Origin of the sequence: Nonomuraea cavernae (assembly GCF_040655715.1) — a bacterium.
Taxonomy (GTDB): domain Bacteria; phylum Actinomycetota; class Actinomycetes; order Streptosporangiales; family Streptosporangiaceae; genus Nonomuraea; species Nonomuraea cavernae_A.
Map to the genome: position 1 here is coordinate 82,615 of NZ_JBFAKL010000009.1, position 22,665 is coordinate 105,279.

25 protein-coding genes are annotated in these 22,665 nt (G+C 72.9%); 16 read left to right on the forward strand and 9 right to left on the reverse strand.

The genetic code is table 11. The features are described from left to right. Positions 1-14: 14 nt before the first annotated feature. Positions 15-863 carry a UbiA family prenyltransferase gene (locus AB0I38_RS15435; RefSeq protein WP_358467301.1) on the reverse strand — a complete coding sequence of 283 codons (849 nt, stop codon included), beginning with the start codon at positions 861-863 and terminating at the stop codon, positions 15-17. A gap of 116 nt (positions 864-979) precedes the next feature. On the opposite strand from AB0I38_RS15435, the gene AB0I38_RS15440 reads away from it, so the two are divergent. Genes AB0I38_RS15440 through AB0I38_RS15450 form a run of 3 tightly spaced genes read left to right on the forward strand, consistent with a single transcriptional unit; the run spans position 980 to position 3,581 of the window. After that, on the forward strand, positions 980-2,041 hold the full coding sequence (locus tag AB0I38_RS15440) for a type III polyketide synthase (protein ID WP_358467303.1): 1,062 nt from the start codon (positions 980-982) through the stop codon (positions 2,039-2,041). Between the two features lie 5 nt (positions 2,042-2,046). Continuing rightward, a complete protein-coding gene (locus AB0I38_RS15445; RefSeq protein WP_358467305.1) occupies positions 2,047-2,571 on the forward strand; it encodes an isoprenylcysteine carboxyl methyltransferase family protein in 525 nt (174 codons plus the stop codon). Beyond that, positions 2,568-3,581, forward strand: coding sequence for an NAD(P)/FAD-dependent oxidoreductase (locus AB0I38_RS15450; RefSeq protein ID WP_358467307.1), 1,014 nt, complete (start codon positions 2,568-2,570; stop codon positions 3,579-3,581). Before AB0I38_RS15445 ends, AB0I38_RS15450 begins: the two co-directional genes overlap by 4 nt. 31 nt (positions 3,582-3,612) lie before the next feature. Here the strand turns inward: AB0I38_RS15450 and AB0I38_RS15455 are convergent, their stop codons facing one another. After that, positions 3,613-3,843: a hypothetical protein gene (locus tag AB0I38_RS15455; protein WP_357687906.1), complete on the reverse strand. Its 231-nt coding sequence runs from the start codon at positions 3,841-3,843 to the stop codon at positions 3,613-3,615. Between the two features lie 80 nt (positions 3,844-3,923). Continuing rightward, positions 3,924-4,160 (reverse strand): hypothetical protein, encoded by a 237-nt coding sequence (locus AB0I38_RS15460; protein WP_358467309.1) that lies wholly within the window; start codon positions 4,158-4,160, stop codon positions 3,924-3,926. A gap of 140 nt (positions 4,161-4,300) precedes the next feature. On the opposite strand from AB0I38_RS15460, the gene AB0I38_RS15465 reads away from it, so the two are divergent. After that, positions 4,301-5,032 carry an adenylate kinase family protein gene (locus AB0I38_RS15465; RefSeq protein ID WP_358467311.1) on the forward strand — a complete coding sequence of 244 codons (732 nt, stop codon included), beginning with the start codon at positions 4,301-4,303 and terminating at the stop codon, positions 5,030-5,032. Here the strand turns inward: AB0I38_RS15465 and AB0I38_RS15470 are convergent. Next, positions 4,998-5,675 carry an SRPBCC family protein gene (locus tag AB0I38_RS15470; protein ID WP_358467313.1) on the reverse strand — a complete coding sequence of 226 codons (678 nt, stop codon included), beginning with the start codon at positions 5,673-5,675 and terminating at the stop codon, positions 4,998-5,000. The genes AB0I38_RS15465 and AB0I38_RS15470 overlap by 35 nt on opposite strands. Positions 5,676-5,858: 183 nt before the next feature. Here AB0I38_RS15470 and AB0I38_RS15475 point away from each other — a divergent pair, with 183 nt between their 5' ends. From AB0I38_RS15475 to AB0I38_RS15495, 5 genes are all read left to right on the forward strand, one after another. Next, positions 5,859-6,764, forward strand: coding sequence for a universal stress protein (locus AB0I38_RS15475; protein ID WP_358467315.1), 906 nt, complete (start codon positions 5,859-5,861; stop codon positions 6,762-6,764). A 175-nt stretch (positions 6,765-6,939) separates the two neighbouring features. Further along, complete coding sequence (locus AB0I38_RS15480; protein ID WP_358467317.1) at positions 6,940-9,222, forward strand: heavy metal translocating P-type ATPase; 2,283 nt, start codon at positions 6,940-6,942, stop codon at positions 9,220-9,222. A gap of 96 nt (positions 9,223-9,318) precedes the next feature. Further along, positions 9,319-10,179, forward strand: coding sequence for a universal stress protein (locus tag AB0I38_RS15485; RefSeq protein ID WP_358467319.1), 861 nt, complete (start codon positions 9,319-9,321; stop codon positions 10,177-10,179). Between the two features lie 30 nt (positions 10,180-10,209). After that, the gene (locus AB0I38_RS15490; protein ID WP_358467321.1) at positions 10,210-10,428 is read left to right on the forward strand and encodes a PLD nuclease N-terminal domain-containing protein; all 219 of its coding nucleotides are present in this window, start codon (positions 10,210-10,212) and stop codon (positions 10,426-10,428) included. A gap of 97 nt (positions 10,429-10,525) precedes the next feature. Then, positions 10,526-11,008, forward strand: a complete 483-nt coding sequence (locus tag AB0I38_RS15495; protein ID WP_358467323.1) for a universal stress protein — start codon at positions 10,526-10,528, stop codon at positions 11,006-11,008. A gap of 94 nt (positions 11,009-11,102) precedes the next feature. On the opposite strand, the gene AB0I38_RS15500 is transcribed toward AB0I38_RS15495, so the two are convergent. Continuing rightward, positions 11,103-11,936, reverse strand: coding sequence for a thiamine pyrophosphate-dependent enzyme (locus AB0I38_RS15500; protein ID WP_358467325.1), 834 nt, complete (start codon positions 11,934-11,936; stop codon positions 11,103-11,105). A 109-nt stretch (positions 11,937-12,045) separates the two neighbouring features. On the opposite strand from AB0I38_RS15500, the gene pip reads away from it, so the two are divergent. Beyond that, the gene (gene pip, locus AB0I38_RS15505; RefSeq protein WP_358467327.1) at positions 12,046-12,999 is read left to right on the forward strand and encodes a prolyl aminopeptidase; all 954 of its coding nucleotides are present in this window, start codon (positions 12,046-12,048) and stop codon (positions 12,997-12,999) included. A gap of 264 nt (positions 13,000-13,263) precedes the next feature. Continuing rightward, positions 13,264-13,788 (forward strand): hypothetical protein, encoded by a 525-nt coding sequence (locus tag AB0I38_RS15510; protein ID WP_358467329.1) that lies wholly within the window; start codon positions 13,264-13,266, stop codon positions 13,786-13,788. Here the strand turns inward: AB0I38_RS15510 and AB0I38_RS15515 are convergent. The 4 genes from AB0I38_RS15515 to AB0I38_RS15530 all read right to left on the reverse strand — a co-directional run bounded on the left by AB0I38_RS15515 (position 13,753) and on the right by AB0I38_RS15530 (position 17,011). Beyond that, positions 13,753-14,658 (reverse strand): sulfite exporter TauE/SafE family protein, encoded by a 906-nt coding sequence (locus AB0I38_RS15515; RefSeq protein ID WP_358467331.1) that lies wholly within the window; start codon positions 14,656-14,658, stop codon positions 13,753-13,755. The genes AB0I38_RS15510 and AB0I38_RS15515 overlap by 36 nt on opposite strands. 28 nt (positions 14,659-14,686) lie before the next feature. After that, positions 14,687-15,268 carry a rhodanese-like domain-containing protein gene (locus AB0I38_RS15520; protein WP_358467333.1) on the reverse strand — a complete coding sequence of 194 codons (582 nt, stop codon included), beginning with the start codon at positions 15,266-15,268 and terminating at the stop codon, positions 14,687-14,689. Between the two features lie 51 nt (positions 15,269-15,319). Beyond that, positions 15,320-16,660: an MBL fold metallo-hydrolase gene (locus AB0I38_RS15525; RefSeq protein WP_358467335.1), complete on the reverse strand. Its 1,341-nt coding sequence runs from the start codon at positions 16,658-16,660 to the stop codon at positions 15,320-15,322. An 81-nt stretch (positions 16,661-16,741) separates the two neighbouring features. Continuing rightward, entirely contained in the window at positions 16,742-17,011 is a 270-nt protein-coding gene (locus AB0I38_RS15530) for a metal-sensitive transcriptional regulator (RefSeq protein WP_358467337.1), read from the reverse strand. A 183-nt stretch (positions 17,012-17,194) separates the two neighbouring features. On the opposite strand from AB0I38_RS15530, the gene AB0I38_RS15535 reads away from it, so the two are divergent. From AB0I38_RS15535 to AB0I38_RS15555, 5 genes are all read left to right on the forward strand, one after another. After that, the gene (locus AB0I38_RS15535; protein ID WP_358467339.1) at positions 17,195-18,115 is read left to right on the forward strand and encodes an ABC transporter ATP-binding protein; all 921 of its coding nucleotides are present in this window, start codon (positions 17,195-17,197) and stop codon (positions 18,113-18,115) included. Then, entirely contained in the window at positions 18,112-19,740 is a 1,629-nt protein-coding gene (locus AB0I38_RS15540; RefSeq protein ID WP_358467341.1) for an ABC transporter permease, read from the forward strand. The genes AB0I38_RS15535 and AB0I38_RS15540 overlap by 4 nt, the downstream gene beginning before the upstream one ends. Continuing rightward, on the forward strand, positions 19,730-19,996 hold the full coding sequence (locus tag AB0I38_RS15545; protein ID WP_358467343.1) for a hypothetical protein: 267 nt from the start codon (positions 19,730-19,732) through the stop codon (positions 19,994-19,996). Before AB0I38_RS15540 ends, AB0I38_RS15545 begins: the two co-directional genes overlap by 11 nt. Before the next feature lie 59 nt (positions 19,997-20,055). Then, positions 20,056-20,928: a universal stress protein gene (locus AB0I38_RS15550; protein WP_358467345.1), complete on the forward strand. Its 873-nt coding sequence runs from the start codon at positions 20,056-20,058 to the stop codon at positions 20,926-20,928. 309 nt (positions 20,929-21,237) lie between these two features. Beyond that, a complete protein-coding gene (locus AB0I38_RS15555) occupies positions 21,238-22,665 on the forward strand; it encodes a glycoside hydrolase family 43 protein (RefSeq protein ID WP_358467347.1) in 1,428 nt (475 codons plus the stop codon).

Sequence of the window (22,665 nt, forward strand, 5' to 3'; positions counted from 1 at the left end):
CCGTCCGGCATCCGTCAGGTGGTGAGGGCGGCGCCGTTGCCCAGCAGAAGGGCGACGTCCACCGCGGCCACGGCGATCGCCGCGGCGAAGGGGGCTCGCGGGAAGCGGCCGTGCAGGAGCAGCCCGGCACCGGACAGGGCCGCGGCGGCGGCCAGGGCGAGCCAGCCCGCCGTGCCGGGGCCGCCGGGCGGGGCGAGGACGAGCAGGAACGACGCGGCCAGCAGCGGGAACGGGGCCAGCAGCCGTGCCCGCATCGGGCCGAGCCGCTGCGGCCAGCCGCGCACCCCGGCGGCCAGGTCGGAGGGGATGTCCGGGAGCGTGTTGGCCAGGTGGGCGCCGCACCCGAGCAGGGCCGCGGCCAGGACCGCCCACCACGCCGGCCACGGCCGCCCTGGCAGGCCGAGCGTTACGAAGGCCGGCAGCGATCCGAACCCCACCGCGTATGGGACCCACGACAGCATGGTGGCCTTGAGCCCGAGGTCGTAGGCCCAGGCCGCGCCCACCCCGGCGAGATGAACGAGCCCCGCGGCCACCCCCGACGCGAGGGAGAGCGGCACGCAGGCGATCAGGGCGGCGACGGCGGCGATCCACACGGTTCGCGCGCTCACCGCGCCGGCCACGACCGGCTTGCCGGCCCGCGCGGCCGTCGTGTCGAGCCCGGCGTCGACCGCGTCGTTGCACCAGCCGACCGACAGCTGACCGGTGAGGACGGCGGCGGCGACCAGCGCGACCCCGCCCGCGTCACGCCCGACGGCCGTCGCCAGCGCGGTGACCATGGCGGTGACCGCGAGGGTGGGGCCGGGGTGGCAGGCGCGCGCGAGCCCGCCGACCGTCTGAAGGAGGCTCGACGCCCTGTCCGCCACAGCCACGATCGTAGATCTCGGAGGCCATTCCCGCCCGCTGGTGGCTTAGCCGCTGCTGGGCCGGGAAGCGTCCCGGAGGTCGGAAGTGTTCGGCGCCACGTGCCGGGAGAGGCTACATGACACGTATTACAGCCGTTCGTACTGCTTTTCCCCCGAACCGTTACCCTCAGGCCGAGCTCACCGACATGGCGGCGCGGATGTGCCTGCCGGAGGGCGCCGACCGCCGTCTTCTCGATCGCCTGCACCTGAGCGCCCGGGTGGACTTCCGCAACCTCGCTCTGCCGATCGAGCAGTACGACAAGCTCGACGGCTTCGGCGCGGCCAACGACGCCTTCATCTCGACCGCCGTCGACCTCGGCGCCGAGTGCGTGGCCGCCGCGGTGGAGGCCGCCGGGCTGACCCCGGCCGACGTGGACATGATCATGTTCACCTCCGTCACCGGCATCGCCGCCCCCTCGGTGGACGCCCGGCTGGTCGAGCGGCTGGGGATGCGGCCCGACGTCAAACGGGTGCCCGTCTTCGGGCTGGGCTGCGTCGCGGGGGCCGCGGGCATCGCCCGGCTGTACGACTACCTGCGCGGCTGGCCCGGCCACGTGGCCGTGTTGCTGTCGGTCGAGCTGTGCTCCCTCACCGTGCAGCGCGGCGACGTCTCACCGGCCAACCTGGTGGCCAGCGCGCTCTTCGGCGACGGAGCGGCCGCCGTGGTCGCCTGCGGCGAGGGCAGAGGGCCGGCGGCGGGGCCGGGCGGCACCGTGCTGGCCACTCGCAGCCACCTGTATCCCGGCTCCGGGCACGTCATGGGATGGCAGGTGCGCGACACCGGGTTCGGCGTGCTGCTCGACGCCGGCGTGCCCGACGTCGTCCGGCGCTACCTGGCCGACGACGTGCACGGCTTCCTCGCCGACCACGGGCTGACGACTCAGGACATCACGGCCTGGGTGTGCCATCCGGGCGGACCGAAGGTTCTGGAGGCCGTGGCCGAGACGCTCGCGCTGCCGGCGGGAGCGCTCGACCTGACCTGGCGCTCGCTGGCCGCCAACGGCAACCTGTCGTCGGCGTCGGTGCTCGACGTGCTGGGCGACACGCTCGCGCTCCGGCCGCCCGAGCCCGGGACGTACGGCCTGCTGGTCGCGATGGGCCCGGGCTTCTGCTCCGAACTCGTCCTGCTGCGCTGGTGACCGGCATGTCCTGGTATCTGGTTCTCGTTCTGCTCGTTGGGCTGGAACGTCTCGCCGAGCTGGTCATCGCCCGGCGCAACGCCCGGTGGAGCCTGGAGCGCGGCGGCGTCGTCAGCGGCCAGGGCCACTACCCGTGGATGGTGGTCCTGCACACCGGCCTGCTGGCCGGCGCCCCGCTGGAGGTCGCGCTGGCCGACCGGCCCTTCCTGCCGGCGCTCGGCTGGCCGATGCTGGTTTTGGTCGTGGCCGCCCAGGCGCTGCGCTGGTGGTGCATCGCCACGCTCGGCCGCCGCTGGAACACCCAGGTCATCGTGGTGCCGGGGCTGCCGCTGGTGACCGGGGGCCCCTACCGCCACGGCTGGCTGCGCCATCCCAACTACGTCGCGGTGATCGTGGAGGGGTTCGCGCTGCCCCTGGTGCACACCGCGTGGATCACCGCGGTCGTGTTCACCGTGCTCAACGCGGTGCTGCTGACCGTCCGCGTCAGGTGCGAGAACACCGCCCTCGCCGCGGCGGGAGCCGGGCCGTGATCGACGTCCTGGTCGCCGGGGGCGGCCCGGCCGGGCTGGCGACCGCGATCCACGCCGCGCTGGCCGGCATGCGGGCGGTGGTGGTCGAGCCGCGCCCCGCGCCGGTGGACAAGGCCTGCGGCGAGGGCCTGATGCCCGGCGGGGTGGCCGCCCTGGTGGCGATGGGCGTACAGGTGCCGGGGATGCCCCTGCGCGGCATCCACTACCTCGACGGACGGCACCAGGCGCGGGCCGCCTTCCGGCACGAGACGGGCATGGGCGTGCGGCGCACCGCGCTGCACGCGGCGCTGTCGCGGCGGGCGGCGGAGCTGGGCGTCGAGACCGTCACCGGCCGGATCACCGGCGCCCGCCAGGACGGCGCCTGGGTGGAGGCCGCCGGGCTGCGGGCCCGCTGGCTCGTCGCGGCCGACGGCCTGCACTCGCCGCTGCGCCGCTCGCTGGGCCTCGGCCTGCCCGATCGCGGTCCCCGCAGGTACGGCCTGCGCAGGCACTACCGGCTGGCGCCGTGGACCGACTTCGTCGAGGTGCACTGGTCGGGCCGCGGTGAGGCGTACGTGACGCCGGTGGGCGACGAACTCGTCGGGGTGGCGATCCTCAGCGCGCGGCGCTGCGACTACCAGGAGCACCTCGGCGGCTTCCCCGGCCTGCTCGCTCGCCTCGACGGCGCGCCCGCGACGGCGGTGCGCGGCGCCGGGCCGCTGCGTCAGCGCGTGCGGGCCCGGGTCGCCGGGCGCGTGCTGCTGGTCGGCGACGCCGCCGGCTACACCGACGCGCTCACCGGGGAAGGGATCTCGCTCGCGGTGCAGTGCGCCCGCGCGCTGGTGGGCTGCCTCCAGCGGGACCGGCCGCAGGACTACGAGGGGGCCTGGCGCCGGCTGTCACTGGCGCACAGGGTGCTCACCGGCGCGCTGGTGCGAGCCGCCCACCGGCCGGGGACGGCTCGTCTCGTCGTCCCGGCGGCGCAGCGCCTGCCGGGACTCTTCACGACCGTCGTGCGCGCCCTCGCCTGACGGTTGTTCCCGTCGGTGAGGACCTGAGGTCTCAGAGCCTGAACAGCTTGTTGTAGGGGGCGATGATGCGGTGTGTCTCAGCGCCGAAGTCGACGAGCACGGCGACATCCTCCTCGACCCCGATGACCAGGCCGAGACCGTACTTGTCGTGACTGACCCGGTCCTGCAGCACGAACTGCTCGACCGGCGGCGGAGGAACCGCAGGGACGTTGAAGGGACTTCCGGGCAGAGGGCGCCGGGCCGCGGCTTTTCTGGGCTTCACTGGTATCAGTATGCGCCCCCTGGACCCATGAGTCGAACTCCGCCTCCCGGTCACCGGTCCGGCGGCGATCTTCGCGGTGGTCACATCCCGGTGAGGGACCAGGTGCCGTCGGCTGTGATCGTCACCAGAGAGGTCCCGGCAGGCAGCGGCACTTCGCCGCGGTAGGCGCCGATCTCGCTCGCCAGGATGTCGCGTGAGTCGTCCCCGTAGGCGTGGACGATGATGGTGCCGCTGCCCGCGTGTTCGATCCTGACCGTGGCGGGTGCGGAGCTCGCGGGCGGCAGCGTCAGGACCTCGTCGCCCTCCGGGGGCGGCAAGGTCTGTTCCGCCGCCGGAGGGTGCGCGGGCGTCTCGGACGCTCCGGGACGCGTGATGGTTGGCGTTACGGGGGCGACGCTCGTTCCGTGAAGCAGGACCAGGTACGTGGGAGGGTGATGAGATCAGTGGAGGGTGGAGTATGCGGAAATATGTGATCATGGGCGTGCAGGGGAGTGGCAAGGGCACGCAGAGCAAACTGCTCGCCCGCGATCTCGACCTCGTGCACATCAGCGTCGGCGACATCTTCCGCTGGCACGTGCAGCACCACACCAAGCTCGGCGCGCAGGTCCGCCGCCTCGTCGCCGCCGGCGAACTCGTCGGAGACGACCTGGTCGAGGAGGTCGTCAGGGAGCGGCTGCAGCAGCACGACTGGAACTACGGGTTCGTCATCGACGGCTTCCCGCGCAGCCGGGGTCAGGCGGAGTTCTTCCTGGAGAGCTACGACATCGACGGCGTGATCTACCTCGAACTGCCCGACGAGGAGGTACGGCGCAGGGTCCTCGCCCGGCGGCTGTGCTCGCGCTGCGGCATGGACTACAACCTGATCGCGGACCGTCCCGAAATCGAGGGCGTCTGTGACGTCTGCGGCGGTGAGCTCGTCACCCGCGCCGACGACACGCCCGAGGCACTGGCCAGGCGGTTGCGCGAGTACCACGACAAGATCGACCCGGTCGTGGAGCTGTTCCGGCGCAAGGAGTACGTCATGACGGTCGACGCCCGCGCGGACAAGATCACCATCCAGCAAATGATCCGCGCCCGCTTCGGCCTCCCCCCGTACGTCCCCGACCCGCCGGACGACTCGCGGGCCCCGTCGGACTCCGAGACGCCGGGTGCGGTCAGGGCGCCGGGCGGGGGTCGGCCGAGAGGCTGACGGGCTCGCTCCCGTGCACGAGCGGCCACGGTGTCCGCTCGGCCAGGGCCTTGATCGTGGTGAGCTGCTTCCTGACGGTCAGGAAGTCGCCCGCGTGCGACAGCAGCAGATAGACCAGCCCGAGCACGCCCGGCCGGCACAGCACCCGGTGCCGGAACAGCAGCCGGGTGCGTGAGCCCTCGCCCGCCAGGACGATCGCCCACGTCTCGGTGACGTGGAAGGCGTGGATGGCCAGCACGATCGCCCGGCCGGGCTCCACCTGCTCGACCAGGTAACCGGTGCCGGGCCGGCCGGTCGGCAGCAGGTCGCCCACCGTGAGCTTCTGCAGGTCGGGGATGATCTGGTCGGCGCTCGGGCCGCCCTCGTCGGCGAGGTCGTAGCCGTACCAACCGGCCCGGGGAGCGCCGCCCATCTGCGCCAGCCACGGCCAGACGGCCTCGGGCGGCGCGTCGATCGTGATGGCGCGGGTCGCCCGGATGTGTGGCCGGGGCACGATGGCGTCTCCCGGGAACGGCCGGCGAACCTCGTCAGGAGTGGCTCCCCAGTGCAGCAACCTCGGGCGGACCAGCAGCAGGTACGCGGCCAGCGAGGCCGCCCCGGCGAGCGCCACTCGTGGCCATCCGCGTATGTCACGACTCTCCATGCCCCTATGTCATCACCCGCCGGCCGGCGGACGGCAGTGCCGAAGGTCCAGGTCGTGTCCGCCTTTGGTCCTATTCCGGTCCGCCTGCGCGGCGCCGGGACGAAAGTCCCTCCCGGTGAGGAGGGACGACCCTGACCGCCGTCCTCGCGGCGCCCGATCGTAAGGGGCAGGGAGGCGATCGTCATGCGAGAAGACCTGGGAATCGTGATCGGGGTCGACCGCTCGCCGTCGAGCAGGCGAGCCCTGCGCTGGGCCGCCGCCGAAGCCGAGGCCAGGAAACTGCCCCTCACCGTGTGCCACGCCTGGGAGTGGCCCTACCACGAGTGGCCGGGCGAGATCGTGCCGCTCGAACTGGCCCGCCGCCCCGCCGCGCGCCTGCTCGATCTGGCCGCCGCCTGGGCCCGGCGCCATCACCCCGGGGTGCCGGTCAACACCGTGCTCGAACGCGGCACGGCGGCCGCCCTGCTGATCGACCTGTCCCGTACGGCCGGCCTGGTCGTGGTCGGCAGCCGTGGCTACCGGGGCTTGGCCGGCCTGCTGGCGGGATCGGTCAGCGCCCAGGTCGCCGCCCGCGTGACCTGCCCCGTGATCGTCGTGCGCGGCCAGGCGGATCCGGCCCGCGACGTGGTCGTGGGCTTCGACGGGTCACCGGCGGCGATGGGCGCCCTCCGGTTCGCCGCGCACCAGGCGCACCTGCGGGAGGTGGGGCTGCGGGTGGTCGTCGCCCGCCGTGACCGTGGCGAGGAGGCCGGCAGGGAGGATCCGCAGGCCCGCGCCGAAGACCGGGCAAGGGACGAGCTGGTGCTTCTGAAGCGCGACCACCCCGGCCTGGAGGCCGAGGTCGAGCTGGTCAACGAGCCCGCCCGCGAGGCGCTGACGGCGGCGGCGGAGAAGGCGAGCCTGCTCGTCGTCGGGCCGGGCGGAGTCGTCGGGCAGCGCGGGCTCGGCGGGTCACGCGGGCTCGTCGGGTCCCGCAAGGGCGGCGAGTCGCGCGGGGTCGGCGGGATGCGCGGCCTGCTGCTCGGCTCGATCAGTCAGGCCATGATCCACCGCGCCCCGTGCCCGGTCGCCGTCGTGCACCGGCCCTGACAGCCGGACCGGCGACCCGGCGCCGGCGCGGGGACCACGACCCGGAAGCGGCGCGGCACACCACGGCCCGGCCGTGAGGCGTGGAAGGCCGGTGTCGGCGGGCGATGGCGATCGGCCCTGGTCAGAGGCGCCAAGCTCGCTGGGTGTCTTCCGGACTGAGGGGCAGGGTGACAGGGTGAAGCACTTCTGGCTGACGGCCTTTCTCGGTGGGACGATCGCGGCTCTGGTGGCTGGAGCCGTGCTGCACCTGGCCGGCTACCCGGTGGCCGGGGACGCCTGCTGGATGGCGGGCACGGTCGTGGCGGTGCCGCCCGCCGCGTGGTGGGTGATCTCCGCGCTGCGCGCGGGACGGCTCGGCGTGGACGCGATCGCGGTGCTGGCACTCGTCGGGACGCTGGCCGTACAGGAGTACGCCGCCGGCGCGGTGATCGCGGTGATGCTGGCGACCGGCCGCGCGCTGGAGGACTACGCGATGCGGCGGGCCGGGCGCGACCTGACGGCGCTGTACGAGCGCGCGCCCCGCTCGGCACACCGCTACGAGGACGGCGGCCCGCACGTGGTGCCCGTGGGCGAGGTACGCCGCGGCGACCTGCTGCTGGTGCCACCGGGCGAGCTGGTGCCGGTGGACGGCGTGGTCGAACGGGCCACGGCGATGCTGGACGAGTCGGCGCTGACGGGCGAGTCGCTTCCGGTGGAGTACGACGAGGGCCAGAGCGTGCGCAGCGGTGTCGTCAACGCCGGCTCCGCGTTCGACCTGCGGGCGACCGGCACGGTCGAGGAGAGCACGTACACGGGAGTGGTCAGGCTGGCCCGCGAGACCGAGGCGGGCACCGCTCCGGTGGTGCGGCTGGCCGACCGGTTCGCCGCCTGGTTCCTGCCGGCCACGCTGCTGATCGCGGGCCTGGCCTGGGCGCTGTCGGGTGAGCCGGTGCGGGCCGTGGCCGTGCTGGTGGTGGCGACGCCCTGCCCGCTGCTGCTGGCCGCGCCCGCCGCGATCGCCTCTGGAATGTCGCGAACGGCCCGCCACGGCGTCGTGGTCAAGGGCGGAGCGGCGCTCGAAACCCTCGGCCGGGCCCGCACCCTCGTGCTGGACAAGACGGGCACCCTGACCGAGGGACGGCCCGAGGTGGTCGACGTGGTGGCCGCCGAGGAGTTCACCTCGCCGGACGTGCTGGGGCTGGCGGCGGCGGTCGACCAGATGTCGTCACACGTGCTGGCGGCGGCCATCGTGCGCGCGGCCCGTCTGCGCGGCGTCGAACAGCCCATCGCCAAGGAGGTGCGCGAACGGGCCGGGGTCGGCACGACGGGCATGGTCGACGGGAGCAAGGTGAGCGTGGGCAAGGCTCCGCCCGGCACCTCCTCGCCCTGGATGGCCGCCGCGCGGGCCAGGGCGGCCCTCGACAGCGCGATGACCGTCTGGGTGTGCGTCGACGACGACGTCGCCGGAGTGGTCCTGCTGCGTGACGCGGTGCGCGCCGACGCGGCCCGGACGCTGCGCAGGCTCCGGTCGGCCGGCATCGAGCGCGTGGTCATGCTCACGGGAGATCGCGCGGAGGTCGCCGAGAGCGTCGCCGGGATCCTGGGCATTGACCGCGTGCTGGCCGAGCGCAGCCCCGCCGAGAAGGTGGTGGGGGTACGCGAGGAGGCCGAGCGGGCGGTGACCGTGATGGTGGGCGACGGGATCAACGACGCCCCCGCCCTGGCCGCGGCCCAGGTCGGCGTGGCCATGGGGGCCAGGGGTTCGGCGGCGTCGGCGCAGGCGGCCGACGTGGTGCTGACCGCCGACCGGCTCGACCGGCTGGCCGACGCGATGGACGTGGCCCGCCGCACCCGCCGCATCGCCGTGCAGAGCGCGGGCGTGGGCATCGGCATGTCACTGGTGGCCATGGTCGCCGCCGCCCTCGGCTGGCTGCCGCCGGTCGCGGGCGCCTTCCTGCAGGAGGGCATCGACGTCGCGGTCATCGTCAACGCGCTGCGCGCCCTGCGTCCCGTACGGGGCACGCGGTTGAGAGTGGACCAGGCCACCGGCGAGCTGCTGCAGCGCTTCGACCGGGAGCACGCCGGCCTGCGGCCCGTGCTCGACCTGCTGCGCGAGACCGCCGACGCGCTCGACCGGCCGGGCCCGGACTCCCTGGCGCTGCTCCAGCACGCCCACCGGCTCCTCACCGAGGAGGTGCTCCCGCACGAGCAGGAGGAGGACACCCGCCTGTATCCGGCGCTGAGCAGGCTGCTCGGAGACCCGGAGGCGACCGTCACCATGAGCAGGGCCCACGCGGAGATCATCCGGCTGACCAACCGGCTGGGCGCCCACCTGCGCCTCGCCCACGACCACGGACCGATCCCCGAGCAACTGGACGACCTGCGCGCCTGCCTCTACGGGCTGCACGCGGTGCTGACCCTGCACTTCGCACAGGAAGAGGAGGCCTACTTCTCGCTCACCGGCGGCGAAGCGGCCTAGTTCGGTGCGCTTTGGGACCAATGGCCCGCGGATCGGGGACTTCGTCCCCGCGTGCCGGGTCGTTCACAGGGTCAGGCTGAAGGTGAGGAGGGGATCATGACTGGACGAATCGTGGTCGGAGTGGACGGGTCCGCGTCGGCGGCAGCGGCGGTGGAATGGGCGGCCGGCGATGCCCGGCGCCGGAACAGGGCTCTGCGGCTCGTGCACGTCTGCGAGAAGTGGGCGCGCGGCCTGGGCGGCACCCAGTACTGCGCCGGGATGCTGGAGGGCGCCCAGGACCGGGCGCGCGAGGTGGCCCCGGACGTCGAGCTGAGCACCGAGATTCTGACCGGGAACGCGGTCGACGCGCTGATCGGCGAATCGGTGGCGGCCGACTCGGTGGTGCTGGGCAGCCGGGGCCTCGGCGGGTTCGCCGGGATGGTGCTCGGGTCGGTCGGCATGGGCGTCGCCGCGCACGCCGAAGGGCCCGTGGTGGTCGTGCGTACGGCCACAGGGGGCCGGCACGGCCGGATCGTCGTGGGCTACGACGGGTCGGAGCCTTCTCACGCCGCCATGGCCTACGCCGTCGAGCAGGCGCGGGTCCGCGACGCCGAGCTCCTGGTCGTCTACGGCTGGCGGCTGCCACTGTTCTCGCCGTACGCCGCCGCGTACGGCAGCCTCATGGAGGAGGCCTACCAGGAGGAGGTACGCGTCGCCCGCGAGCGGGTGGTGCCCTGGCGGGAGCGGAATCCCGACGTCCGGATCCTCAACGAGGAGGTGGGCGAGCACCCGGTGGCCGCCCTGGCGAAGGCCGCGGAGTCCGCCGACCTGGTGGTGGTCGGCACGCGCGGGCGGGGCGGCTTCGCCTCGGCGGTGCTCGGCTCGGTCAGCCACGGCGTCCTGCACCACGTGCACTGCCCGGTGGCCGTCGTACGGCCCCGCGTGCACGCGCACGAGGGCCGGCTCCGCGAGGAGTAGACCGGAAGAAACGGACGAGGGGAGCAGGGCATGCGGTGGAATGAGATGTCCAAGGAACGGCAGTTCGTCATGCTGACGCTGATCTCCACCGAGATCGCGCTCACCGCGACCGCCGTCGTCGATCTGTGGTTCCGCCCCCGGGACCTGATCCGAGGGCGGAAGGAGCTGTGGTGGCCCGCCATCTTCGTCCAGCCGGTGGGTCCGGTCGCCTACCTGGTCTGGGGGAGGGGCCGGCGCTCACCCGAGTGACCTCGTTCCTCCCCTGCTCCCGCGACTGACGAAAGTCCCGGGAGCAGGGGAGGAACGGCCCTACCAGCCCCCTTCCGCCGCGCGCGACCATGTGGGCATGAAGCTTCGTCGCATCGTGGCGGGCGCCGACGGCACTCCGCAGTCCGAGACCGCACTCGCGTGGGCGGCCGACGAGGCGGTCCGCCGCCAGGCCGAGCTGGTGATCGTCCACGCGTGGGGCGTACCGGCCGAGCATCACGCGCCCTACGCGCGTTACACCTGGCATCGTGACCTGTCCTTCCAGCGGTCGTGCGCGTCCGCCGCACTCGACCGCGCGGTCGCGGCGGTCCGCGACACGCATCCCGGGCTGTCGGTACGCCCCGAGCTCGTCAGGGGACGGCCGGAGGTCGTGCTGGCGGGCAGCGCCGAGGGAGCCGAACTGCTCGTGCTCGGCTCGGCCGCGAACCAGGCCGGAGACGGGCACCTCGGCCCGGTGGTGCTGTCGTGCCTGCGCCGCCCGCCGTGCCCGGTGGTCGTGGTGCCTCCGGTGCCGGCCGTCGTCTCCAGGCTGCCGGAGGTGACGCTCGTCGGCTCGGCCTGACAGGCGATCGAGCGCCGCGGAGCAAGCCTGGGAGGTGCGGGCCGTCCGAGGTGCGGGCCGTCCGAGGCGCGGGCCGTCCGAGGCGCGGGGCCGGTCAGGCCCGGACGCTCGCCAGTGGGTCGGCCTGCGGGCCCTGCCATGAGGTGAGGGCCTCGTTCAGCTCCTGGGCGATCTCCCGCTCCAGCGCGGCCAGGTCCGTGTGGGCCGGCATGATCCGGGTGAGCGGATCCCGTTCGCCCCCGTCCGGGCCCGGAGGGAGGGCCGAGGAGGTGCGGGCGGTGCGAAGGTCCAGGAAGCGGGGACCCGCGCCCGCGCGCACGGACTCGCACGCCTGCTCGGCCGCCGCGATGACAGCCCACACGTCCACGCCGTCGACCGTCCGGGCCGTCAGGCCGCCGGGCCAGGGCACGAGGCCGGGCCCGGCGCCTGCCGGCGGGGAGGGGTGCCGCGCGCCGTCGCTCTCGCGTACGAAGAGCATGGGCAGCCGCCACTGCGCGGCCAGCACGAGCCATTCGGCGTCGGCCGGGGCGCACTCGCCGAAGAAGCAGGCCGTCACGCGCCGGCGGCGGTCGAGGAGCTGGTCGGCGATCGCCAGGCCGACGGCCACGGGCAGGCCGCCCCCGTGGAAGCGGCGACCGGTGTCGGAGACGTGGGCGGGGGCGTCGAGGGGGCCACGGGCGGCGTGGTGCAGCGTCGCCACGATCTCCCGGGCCGGTACGCCCCGGGCCAGGGCCGGGCCGTACTCGTGGTGGGTGCAGACGATCGCGTCGTCCGGGGTCAGCGCCTGGCAGACGCCGACGGCCACGGCTTCCCCGCCGGCGTGCGGAGGCAGCAGATCCGCGCAATGCTCCGCGAAGCGCCGGATCCGGAGCATCCGGCGCAGTAACTCCCGCTCCAGCGACGCTGGAGCGGGTGAATCGAGTGGCATCCCCACACGGTCGGCCATGGCGGGCTCCGGCGACAGGGACCAAAGTCCTTCACTTGAGGGAATATTGGACTTGTCCGGCCTCATCGGTCCGTCGTTCTAGGGTGGAGCGATGTATCCCCCGATCGAGCCCTACGACCACGGGCACCTCGACACCGGCGACGGTCACCTCGTCTACTGGGAGGTCAGCGGCAACCCCGAGGGCAAGCCCGCGCTGGTCGTCCACGGCGGTCCCGGGTCGGGCTGCACGCCCAACGCGCGGCGCGGCTTCGACCCCGAGCGCTACCGCATCATCCAGTTCGACCAGCGCAACTGCGGCCGGAGCCTGCCCCACGCCAGTGACCCGGACGCCGATCTGACCACCAACACCACCCACCACCTGATCGCCGACATGGAACGGCTGCGCGAGCATCTCGGCGTGGACCGGTGGCTGCTCTACGGTGGCTCATGGGGTTCGACGCTGATGCTGGCCTACGCCGAGGCCCATCCCGAGCGGGTGTCGGAGATGGTCATCTGCGCCGTCACGATGACCCGCCGCTCCGAGATCGACTGGCTCTATCGCGGCGTGGGCCGGTTCTTCCCCGAGCAGTGGCGGCGCTTTCGCGACGGGGTCCCCGAGGCGGAGCGCGACGGCGACCTGCTCGCCGCCTACGCGCGGCTCATGTCCGACCCCGACCCCGACGTGCGGGCCAAGGCCGCCCACGACTGGATGGCGTGGGAGGACGCGGTGATCTCGCTGGAGGTCAACGGCAAGCCGGGCTCATACAGTGATCGGCCGCCCGCCGCGCTCCTCGCCTTCGTCCGCATCTGCAGCCACTACTTCTCCAACGCCGCGTGGCTGGACGAAGGCGTCCTGCTGCGCGACGCGCACCGGCTGGCCGGCATCCCGGCGGTGCTCATCCACGGACGCTTCGACCTGGGCTGTCCCCTGGAGAACGCCTGGGAGCTGGCCGAGGCATGGCCAGGCGCACGGCTCGTGGTGGTGGACGACTCGGGTCACACCGGCAGCGACACGATGCGCAAGGCGGTCCCGGCCGCCCTGGACGGCTTCGCCGGCGAGGGCTGAGCCCGGCCGAGACGGCGGACGGCCGCCGGATGATCGCGTTCACACCCACCCCCCTTGCGGGTTAATGCATGACAAATCCGGACAAGCCCGGACTTTAGGGATTGAAGTCCTAAATTGGCGGTGGTGGCCGGAATGGACGCGTCCGATGCCGGGTAAAGGGCGAAAGTCCCGGCAGGGCAGGGCCTACGGCACTTGCACCGGCCTCGCCGGACACGATGTGATTGAGATGCGAAGGACAATAACCCGTACTGAAAGGGGGCCGTCATGGCCACCACCTCCGACCACGTGATGCAAGTGGACGCGGGTTCGACCGCGCGCCGCCCTGTCGACTACGTGTGGGCGATCACGCGGATCTCGCTTGGCTGGGTCTTCCTGTGGGCGTTCCTGGACAAGACCTTCGGCTGGGGCTTCGCCACTCCGGCCGAGCGGGCCTGGGTCGCGGGCGGCAGCCCGACGACCGGCTTCCTCAAGGGCACCGGCGAGAACGCGCTCGGCGGCTTCTTCGGCTCCTTGGCGGGACAGGTCTGGGTGGACTGGCTGTTCATGCTCGGCCTGCTCGGCATCGGCACCGCGCTCATCCTCGGAGTCGGCCTGCGGATCGCCGCCGTCACCGGCTCCCTCCTGTTGCTCATGATGTGGGCGGCCGCGCTGCCCCTGACCACCAACCCGTTCATGGACGACCACATCATCTACGCGATCGTGCTGGTCGGCCTGGCCCTCGGCGGTGCCGGCACCACGCTCGGCCTGGGCAACCTACCGATCGTCCGCCGCACCCCGTACCTGCAGTAGCAGGCACGCTCGAAGCGCCCACCCCAGGTGAGGGGGGTGGGCGTTTCGACGTTCCCGGACCCGGCAGGCCAGGACCGCCAGGCCGCCGAGGGCCGCGACGATCACCAGGGCGGCGCCGAGCGGCGCGGGCGCCTGCTGGACGAGCATGAACCCGCCCATGGCCAGCACGAACCAGCCGAAGGCGCGACGCAATCGGTCGCCGTCGATCCGCCCGGCCAGTGCGCCGCCGAGCAGACCTCCGGCCACGGCGGCGGCGGCCACCGGCAGTGCCAACGTCCAGTCGATCGTGACGCTCTGCAGGTAGCCCGCCAGGCCGGCCAGCGACTTCAGCGCGATGACCACCAGCGAGGTCCCCACGGCGATGCCCATCGGCAGGCCGCCGAGCAGCACCAGCGCCGGGACCACCAGGAAACCGCCACCGGCGCCGACCAGTCCCGTGACCACCCCGACCGCCACGCCCTCCACGACCACGTGCGCGAGTGGCAGGTCGGAGCCGGGCGGGCGGGGCTCTCGGGGACGGCGGCCCCGGATCATGGCGATGGCGGTCGCCGACATCATGACGGCGAACCCGGTCAGGAGCAGCGGCTCGGGCAGGTGGGGCCCGAGCAGGCCGCCCCCGTAAGCACCCGCCATGCCGGCCAGGCCGAAGATCAGCCCGGTTCGCCACCGGATCCGCCCGGCGCGGGCGTGACCGACGGCGGCGGCCAGGCTGGTGGCCGCCACCACGAACAGGGAGACCGCGATGGCCGTCCTGGCCGGCAGCCCGGCCAGGTAGATGAGCAGTGGCACGGTGAGGATCGAGCCGCCGCCGCCGAACAAGCCCAGGGTCACGCCGACCACGACGGCGGCGGCGAGGGTGATGGCGATCATGGCTGACACCCCCGGGGGTATATGAAGGTCATGATGTGGCGGGGGTCCGGCGCAGCCGCGCGATGACGGCGTCGACGTCCGCGCCGCCGCGCCGGTTGTAGGGGAGCCGCGCCAGCAGCATGCCCATGGCGCAGGTGTCGGTGAGGGCCGCGACGGTCAGCCCGCCCCCGACCAGCCCGGCCACGACCGTCGCCGCGGGCAGCCAGGCGCCGGCCACGACGGAGGCGAGCACGATGCCTCCGGCCGTGAGACGGACCTGACGTTCCAGGCTCCACCGCTGTTTCCCGCGGGTGACCGGGGCGCCGGCCGCGATCCAGGCGTTGATGCCGCCGTCGAGCACGGCGACGTCGGTCAGGCCCGCGCCTTCCAGCGCCTCTCGCGCCCGGGCGGCGCGGCCCCCGGACTGGCAGATCAGCACCATGCTGCCGCCGGCGTCGGCGACGATCCGCCGTAGATGGGCGTCGACCTGCTCCAACGGCAGGTTGAGCGCGCCCGGAATGTGCGCGGTGCCGAACTCCGCCGGGGTGCGGACGTCGACCACGAGCACGTCGGGGTTGGCGGCGACGAGCGAGCGCATGGCCTCGACGCCGATGAGGGCTGTGCTGTTCATGGGTGAATCTCCTGTATCGCGTGGGTGGTGGGTCTGCCTGTACCTGGTCGGTCAGGGGGTGCCGGATGTGGTGAGGGCGGCGGCGACCTCGGCGATGCCCGCGCCGGTCAGCGCGACCGGCTGGTAGCCCTCGCGGGCCAGCACGCCGGCCGCCACGGTCGCCCGCCGGCCCGTCGCGCAGGCCACGAGCACCGGCCGGTCCTTGTCGAGCTCGGCCGGCAGGCCCTCGGTGACCAGATCGGGGAGGAACCGCTCGATCGCGCCGTCCACCCGGACCTCCTCCCGCTCCGACGGCATGCGCACGTCGAGCAACTGGGTCGCCGGCCGGGCGAGACGGGTCAGGAAGCCGGGCAGGTCCACCAGGTCGAAGCGCTGGGTGGCGCAGTCACCTGGATCGCGGATGATCCCCCGGACGGTGTCCACGCCGATCCGGGCCAGCTGGGTGATCGCCTCGGCGGTGTCCTGGCCGGGCTCGGCCACCAGCGCGATCGGCGCCCGGTATGGCACCAGCCAGCCGGCCCAGCTGCCGAAGTCGGTGTCGAGCTCGATGCCGAGCGAGCCCGGCAGCATGCCCGCCGCCTGGGCCGCGCGCGGGCGGATGTCGATCACCTGGACGTCGGCCGGCAGGTCGCCGGGTGACAGCTCGGGGGCGGTGACCGGAGGCATGGGCGGCACGCCCAGCGTGTTGGCCGGGCCCATGTGACGGTAGAAGGCGGGGATGGGCAGCGGGGCGGCGAGCAGCCGGTCGGCGAACGCGTCGGCCTCGCCGATGCCGATCAACGGGTTGCCGTCCAGCTCGTCCCCGATGGTGGAGGTGTGGCGGCCGACGCCGGTCGTGGTGCAGAACGAGCCCTCTCCGTGGGTGGGGAACAGGCCCACCTCTCGGGGGAGCGCCGCCAACCGGCGCAGCGAGTCGTGTTGCAGCCTGGCCAGCGACCGCGCCCGCTCGGGCCCCAGCAGGTCGGGGCGCCCGGCGGACGTCACGAGCAGGCTGCCGCCGGAGAAGACGGCGACCGGCGCCCCGTCGACCACCACCAGGTAGCTGGTGTGCTCGGGGGTGTGGCCGGGCGTGTGGATGGGCCGGATGGTCAGCCCGTCGCCGGCCTCGATGTCCTCCAGGTGGTAGGCGGGCCTGTGCCGGTAGGCCGCCGCGGCCGCCGCCGGGAGCACCAGCTCCGCGCCGGTGCGGAGCGCGGCCTGCTCGGCGCCGGAGAGGTAGTCGTTGTGGAGGTGGGTCTCCAGGACGAAGCGAAGCTCCAGGTCACGCTCCTCGGCCGCGCGCAGGAACCGGTCGATGTCGCGTTGCGGGTCGACGAGGATCGCCCTGCCCTCGTGGACCAGCAGGTGGCTCTGGTCGCCCAGCCCGTCGGTGCGGAAAGAGATGACATCCATGGCACGTCCCTTCCCAGGGAATACCCCCGGGGGTATAGATGCGGTAAAAAAGTGGGCGGGCTCTCGCCCGCCCGTGCTCGCCTACGCGAGCGCCAGGAACAGTTTCTCCAGCTCGGTCACGCTCATCGGCGGTTGCTCGCCGCGCTCCTGGGCGCTCTGGCAGTGGCGCAGCCCGGTCGCGACGATCTTGAAGCCGGCCCGGTCGAGCGCCTTGGAGACGGCGGCCAGCTGGGTGAGCACCTTCGTGCAGTCCTCGCCCGCCTCGATCATCGAGATGACCCCGGCGAGCTGTCCCTGTGCGCGCCGGAGCCGTGTCACGGCGTCGCCGAGCATGGCCTCGTTCAGTTCCATGGCTTCACCATACCCAGGGGGGTATGAAGGGGCAAATCCGGGACCAACGCCGCAGAGGTCATGACGTTCGGCCCCGGCTCCCGTGCCCGCGGACAGTGACAGTGAGAGAGAGGCGAACTCCCGTCAAGAGCTCCCTCAGCAGAGGGAAGTCCTCCCTCAGAGAGCGAAGCCGAGGTGACGTCCATGTCCGCGGTCATCGTCCAGGACTTACGCAAGCACTACGGTTCGACACGGGCGGTCGACGGCGTCAGCTTCACCGTCGAGCCCGGTGAGGTGTTCGCCCTGCTCGGGCCGAACGGCGCCGGCAAGACCACGGTGGTGGAGATCCTGGAAGGGCACCGGGGACGCGACGGCGGGACGGTGTCGGTGCTCGGGTTCGACCCGGCGACCGGCGGTCGTGAGTTCCGCGAGCGGATCGGCATCGTGCTCCAGGAGGCCGGCTTCGAGGACGAGTTCAGCGTCGCCGAGTCCGTACGTCTGTTCTCCGGGTTCTACCCGCACGGCCGCGACCCCGACGAGGTGATCGAGCAGGTCGGGCTGACGGACAAGCGGAACGCGCGGGTGCGCACTCTCTCGGGCGGTCAGCGCCGCCGGCTCGACCTGGCGCTGGGGCTCGTGGGCAGGCCGGACCTGCTGTTCCTGGACGAGCCGACGACCGGGTTCGACCCGTCGGCCCGGCACCGGGCGTGGGAACTGGTCGACGGGCTGCGCTCGTCGGGCACCACGATCCTGCTCACCACCCACTACATGGACGAGGCCCAGCACCTGGCCGATCGGGTGGCGGTGCTCAAGGAGGGCAGGCTCATCGCCGTCGGCACGCCCGAGACGCTCGGCGTCTCCGGCGGCCACGGCAGCGTGCTCGCCTTCCGGCTGCCGCCGGGCACCGTGGTCGCCGACCTGCCGGGCCTGGCCGGGGAGGTCGAGGCGCACGGCGCGGCCATCGCCGTACGGACCTCCAGGCCCGCCCACGACATGCACACCCTCACCGGGTGGGCGCTCGAACGCGGCGTGGAACTCGACTCCCTGACGGTGACACGGCCCAGCCTGGAGGACGTCTACCTGGAGCTGACCGGCGAGAGCCGCGCCGACGAGGTGCGGTCATGAACGCGCGGCTGGTGCTCTGCCTCGTCCGGCACGAGACCGTGTCGTTCTTCCGGGCTCCGATCGCCGCCGTCTTCACCCTCGCGCTGCCGATGATGATGATGGTCATCCTGGGCGCGGGGGTGGGCAACGCGGTGATCGAGGCCCGGTCGGGAGTCCGGGTGATGCAGTTCGTCATCCCGGTGCTGGCGGTGTTCGGCATCGCCCAGGCGTGCTTCGGCACGCTCGCGATCCACCTGGCCGACCTGCGCGACCGGGGCTACCTGAAGCGGCTGCGCGGCACCCCGGTGCCGGCCTGGGCGGTGATCTCCGGCCTGGTCGGGGCGGCGCTCGTCGTGTCGATGGTGGCCGTCGTGCTGCTGCTCGGCACCGGGATGATCTTTTACGACCTGCGCCTGGTGGGACGGACCCTGCCCGCCCTGGTGCTGACCCTGCTGGTCGGAGCCGGGTGCTTCGCCGCGCTCGGCTTCGCGCTGGCCGCGCTGGTGCGCGGGGCGGCGGTGCAGATGGCCGGCACCGGACTGCTGCTGGCGCTGGCCTTCGTCTCCGACATCTTCCTGCAGAACGCTCCGCTGCCACGCTGGCTGGACGTCATCGGCTGGATCTTCCCGTTGCGGCACTTCGCCAACGCCGTGGGCGACGATCTCAACCCGTTCCTGCCCGGGACGGGGTTCCACGGCGACCACCTGGCCGTGCTCGCCGCCTGGGGGATCGCGGGCGCCGCCGTGGCGCTCTGGCGCTTCCAGTGGGAACGGCCGCCGGAGCGCGTCGCCACGGACCGCGCGGCCCGCCCGGCCCGCCCGGTCCCTGCGGTCCCTGCTGGACGGGGGGACCGCCCGGAGCCGCCGGACGGGCGGCCGACGCCTGGACGGCTGGTGCGGGGCCAGGTGGCGCACGCGCTCTCACGGCTGCGCCGCGACCCGGCCACCGCGTTCTTCACCGCGATCCTGCCGGTGTTGATCCTCGTGCTGATCTCGCTGGTCTTCGGCGACGTGCGGATGCAAGGGGTACGGCTGGCGCAGTTCATGATCGCATCCATGATCACCTATGTGATCGGAATCGCCGGCTACGTCAACCTGGCCGAGACGATCAGCACCGACAAGGACCGGGGAATCGTCAAGAGGCTGGCCGGCACGCCGCTGCCCCGCTGGGCCTACTACACGGGCGCGGCGACCACCGGGCTCTGCGTGACCCTGGCCACCGCCGTCGTCCTGGTCGCGGTGGCGGTGCTCGGTTTCGGCGCGGAGGTGCGCCCCGGCATGCTCCCCGGAGCGCTGGTGGCGATCGTGCTCGGGGTCGCCTGCTTCTCGGTGCTGGGCGCGCTGGTCTCCACGCTGGTCTCCAAGGGGGCCACGGCCAACGCGGTCACGTTGAGCTCGTTCCTCCTGCTCGCGTTCGTCTCGGAGGTGTTCGTGGTCGGCGGGACCCTGCCCGCCGGACTGCGCGCGGTCGGTGACCTCTTCCCGGTCAAGCACACCGCCCTCGCCCTCCTCGCCGCGCTGGACCCGGCGGGCCGGCCGTGGCCGTGGGCGGACCTCGCCGTGCTCGCGGGCTGGACGGTCGCGGGCGTCCTGGCGATCGCCGCCGTCACCCGGTGGAGGAGCGCCCCGGGTCGCCATGCTCGGTGAGGACACGAACTGGGTACGGAACGTACGGGCCGCCGAGGGTCGGGTGGTGCTGCGGCACGGCCGCCAGGAGCGCGTACGTCTCGAAGAGGTCGAAACCGGTCTCCGGGCGCCCGTCCTGCGGCGTTATCCGGCCGTCGCACCCCGGACGCGCCCGCACATTCCGGTGGACCGGCACGCCCCGCCGGAGGACTTCGAGCGGGTCGCGGCGCGGATTCCGGTGTTCCGCGTCGTGAACGCCCGCCAGACGGAGGGATGAGCATCTCGCCGGGATGAGGACCCGTCGGGACGTCACTGATCGGATGCGAGGTGTTGACCATGACCGATCCACGCGGAGTCGTCCTCGGTTACGACGGCTCGGACTTCTCCATGCAGGCCCTGGACTGGGCGATCGACGAGTGCGAGCTGCGCGGGCTGCCGCTGACGCTCAGCCACGCGTGGCGCTGGCCGTACGGGGAGGCGCCCGAGGAGGCCAAGCTGCACCTGCGCAAGGCCGCCGAGCACGTGCTCGGCCACGGCGTCGAGTGCGCGCGCTCGTCCAGCACGATCACCGGCATCACCGCCGACCTGTACGAGGGCTCGCCCGGCGAGCGGCTGGTCGAGCTGTCCGCCGGCGCCGAACTCGTCGTGATCGGCTGCCGTGGCCTCGGCGCGCTGGCCCGGTCGGTGGTCGGCTCCGTCACCGCCTACGTCGCGGCGCACGCGAGCGCCCCGGTGATCGTGGTGCGCGGCCCGGGCCCGCTCCCTCAGCCGGCGAACCCGGGGCCGGTGGTGCTGGGCCTGGGTCCGGCCACGCCCGGCGAGGCGCTGGACTTCGCCTTCGGCGAGGCCGCCGTGCGGCAGTCGCGCCTGGTGGCCGTGTACGCCGTGCGCCTGCCCGCCATGTCGTGGGGCATGCCGATACCGCCGCTGCCCGACACCGACGTGTTCGTCCAGGCCGGGCGGGAGCAGGTGGAGGAGCGCCTGGCGCCGTGGCGTGACAGACATCCGGGGGTGCCGGCCGAGCCACGGGCCGTCATCGGCGCGGCCGGGGAGGTCCTGGGCGAGGCGTCGGCCGGGGCGACTCTCGTGGTCGTCGGAGCGGACCGCACCCGGCACCGCCACGGCCGCCTGGGGACGGTCGTCCGCGCGATGGCCGAGCACGCCTCATGCCCGGTCGCGGTCGTGCCCACGTCCCGGCCGCGGACGTAAGAGAAGTGGGCGAGACACAAGGCGAAATCCTTTTCGGTCCGATAGGTAAATGTCACCTGGGGCTCGCTGGCTGATCGCGGCCGTCCTGCGGTCACCCCGCAGGAAATTCAGGCGATGTGGCCGATTGACAGGTCCGGCGGATCCGGTCTACCTTCCCGAAAACCTTTTATATTCGGCCCTTCGGGAAGGGAGGATTGGTCATGGAGAGCCGATTACCCGAGCGGCTCCTCTCCGTGCTGTGACGGCCATCGTTTCAGGCCAGAAATGTTAACGCTAACCAAAGCAATCGCTAGGTTGTAAGGAGCGCACATGAAACGACGATGGCCGGCAGCCGCTGCCGCGGCCCTCGTGCTCGTCCTCGCCACCGGTCAGCCCGCGACCGCGGCGGCCCCGATCACCACCGCCATCTACACCGCCGACCCCGCCGCGCTCGTGGCCGGCGACACCCTGTACGTCTACACCGGCCACGACGAGGCGCCCGCCGGAGGCGCCAACTTCGTCATGCGCGACTGGCACGTCTTCACCTCGCCCGACGCGGCGACCTTCACCGACCAGGGCGCGAAGCTGTCGATCTCGAACTTCTCGTGGGCGGGCGCCGACGCCTGGGCGGGCGAGGTCGAGCGCGGGGCCGACGGACGCTACTACTGGTACGTGCCGGTGAACGGCAACGGCGCGGGCTGGATGGACATCGGGGTCGCCGTCGGCGACAGCCCGCTGGGCCCGTTCACCGACGCCAAGGGCGGCCCGCTGATCAGCGACAGCACCCCCAACAGCTCACCGCTCAACATCGACCCGACCGTGTTCACCGACGACGACGGCCAGGTCTACCTCTACTGGGGCTCCTACTACGGGCTGCGGGCCGCCAGGCTCAACCCCGGCATGACCTCGATCAACGGCTCCGTGATCACCCCGAGCGGCGTGACGAACTTCTGGGAGGCGCCCTGGATGTTCAAACGCGCGGGCGTCTACTACCTGGCCTACGCGGCCAACGACTCCGGCTGCGCGGCACCGGGCTACGCCTGCGTCCGCTACGCCACCGCGAGCAACCCGCTCGGGCCGTGGACCCATCGGGGAGTGGTGCTGGACCAGGTCTCCTCGACCACCAACCACCCGGCCATCATCGAGTTCAAGGGGGAGTGGTACATGGTCTACCACAACGCCGCGGCCCCCGGCGGGGGCAACTTCCGCCGTTCGGTGACCCTCGACAAGCTCTACTGGAACACCGACGGCACGATGCGGAAGGTCGTCCAGACCGGCGGCTCCGGCGGCGGCCAGCCACCGGCCGGCACCAACCTCGCGCTCACCGCGACCGCGTCCACCTCCTACGTCTCACCGTGGGAGACGCTCGCCGCGGTCAACGACGGGTACGTCCCCACCAGTTCAGCCGACCGCGGCCACGGCGCCTACGGCAACTGGAACCACCAGGGCACCGAATGGCTGGAGTATCGGTGGCCGAGCGCGCGGACCGTCGGCCGGGTCGCCACCTACTGGTTCGACGACGACCAGGGCATCGACCTGCCCGCCTCCTGCCAGGTGCAGTACTGGAACGGCAGCGCGTACGTGAACGTGCCCGGCCAGTCGGCCTGCGGAGTGTCCCCCCACACCTACAACGTCACGACGTTCACCCCGGTCTCCACGACGAGGCTGCGGCTGAACATCACCTCCAGGACGGGCTTCTCCACCGGAGTCCTCGAATGGATGGCGCTGCCGGCGGCCGCCTCGACCTCGAACGGATGA

Excerpts from the sequence above, each read along its gene's own strand:
- AB0I38_RS15440 (WP_358467303.1), top strand. The coding sequence starts at position 980 with ATGACACGTATTACAGCCGTTCGTACTGCTTTTCCCCCGAACCGTTAC.
- AB0I38_RS15445 (WP_358467305.1), top strand. The coding sequence starts at position 2,047 with ATGTCCTGGTATCTGGTTCTCGTTCTGCTCGTTGGGCTGGAACGTCTC.
- AB0I38_RS15465 (WP_358467311.1), top strand. The coding sequence starts at position 4,301 with ATGCGGAAATATGTGATCATGGGCGTGCAGGGGAGTGGCAAGGGCACG.
- AB0I38_RS15470 (WP_358467313.1), bottom strand. The coding sequence starts at position 5,675 with ATGGAGAGTCGTGACATACGCGGATGGCCACGAGTGGCGCTCGCCGGG.
- AB0I38_RS15475 (WP_358467315.1), top strand. The coding sequence starts at position 5,859 with ATGCGAGAAGACCTGGGAATCGTGATCGGGGTCGACCGCTCGCCGTCG.
- AB0I38_RS15485 (WP_358467319.1), top strand. The coding sequence starts at position 9,319 with ATGACTGGACGAATCGTGGTCGGAGTGGACGGGTCCGCGTCGGCGGCA.
- AB0I38_RS15490 (WP_358467321.1), top strand. The coding sequence starts at position 10,210 with ATGCGGTGGAATGAGATGTCCAAGGAACGGCAGTTCGTCATGCTGACG.
- AB0I38_RS15495 (WP_358467323.1), top strand. The coding sequence starts at position 10,526 with ATGAAGCTTCGTCGCATCGTGGCGGGCGCCGACGGCACTCCGCAGTCC.
- AB0I38_RS15500 (WP_358467325.1), bottom strand. The coding sequence starts at position 11,936 with ATGCCACTCGATTCACCCGCTCCAGCGTCGCTGGAGCGGGAGTTACTG.
- pip (WP_358467327.1), top strand. The coding sequence starts at position 12,046 with ATGTATCCCCCGATCGAGCCCTACGACCACGGGCACCTCGACACCGGC.
- AB0I38_RS15510 (WP_358467329.1), top strand. The coding sequence starts at position 13,264 with ATGGCCACCACCTCCGACCACGTGATGCAAGTGGACGCGGGTTCGACC.
- AB0I38_RS15515 (WP_358467331.1), bottom strand. The coding sequence starts at position 14,658 with ATGATCGCCATCACCCTCGCCGCCGCCGTCGTGGTCGGCGTGACCCTG.
- AB0I38_RS15520 (WP_358467333.1), bottom strand. The coding sequence starts at position 15,268 with ATGAACAGCACAGCCCTCATCGGCGTCGAGGCCATGCGCTCGCTCGTC.
- AB0I38_RS15525 (WP_358467335.1), bottom strand. The coding sequence starts at position 16,660 with ATGGATGTCATCTCTTTCCGCACCGACGGGCTGGGCGACCAGAGCCAC.
- AB0I38_RS15530 (WP_358467337.1), bottom strand. The coding sequence starts at position 17,011 with ATGGAACTGAACGAGGCCATGCTCGGCGACGCCGTGACACGGCTCCGG.
- AB0I38_RS15535 (WP_358467339.1), top strand. The coding sequence starts at position 17,195 with ATGTCCGCGGTCATCGTCCAGGACTTACGCAAGCACTACGGTTCGACA.
- AB0I38_RS15540 (WP_358467341.1), top strand. The coding sequence starts at position 18,112 with ATGAACGCGCGGCTGGTGCTCTGCCTCGTCCGGCACGAGACCGTGTCG.
- AB0I38_RS15545 (WP_358467343.1), top strand. The coding sequence starts at position 19,730 with ATGCTCGGTGAGGACACGAACTGGGTACGGAACGTACGGGCCGCCGAG.
- AB0I38_RS15550 (WP_358467345.1), top strand. The coding sequence starts at position 20,056 with ATGACCGATCCACGCGGAGTCGTCCTCGGTTACGACGGCTCGGACTTC.
- AB0I38_RS15555 (WP_358467347.1), top strand. The coding sequence starts at position 21,238 with ATGAAACGACGATGGCCGGCAGCCGCTGCCGCGGCCCTCGTGCTCGTC.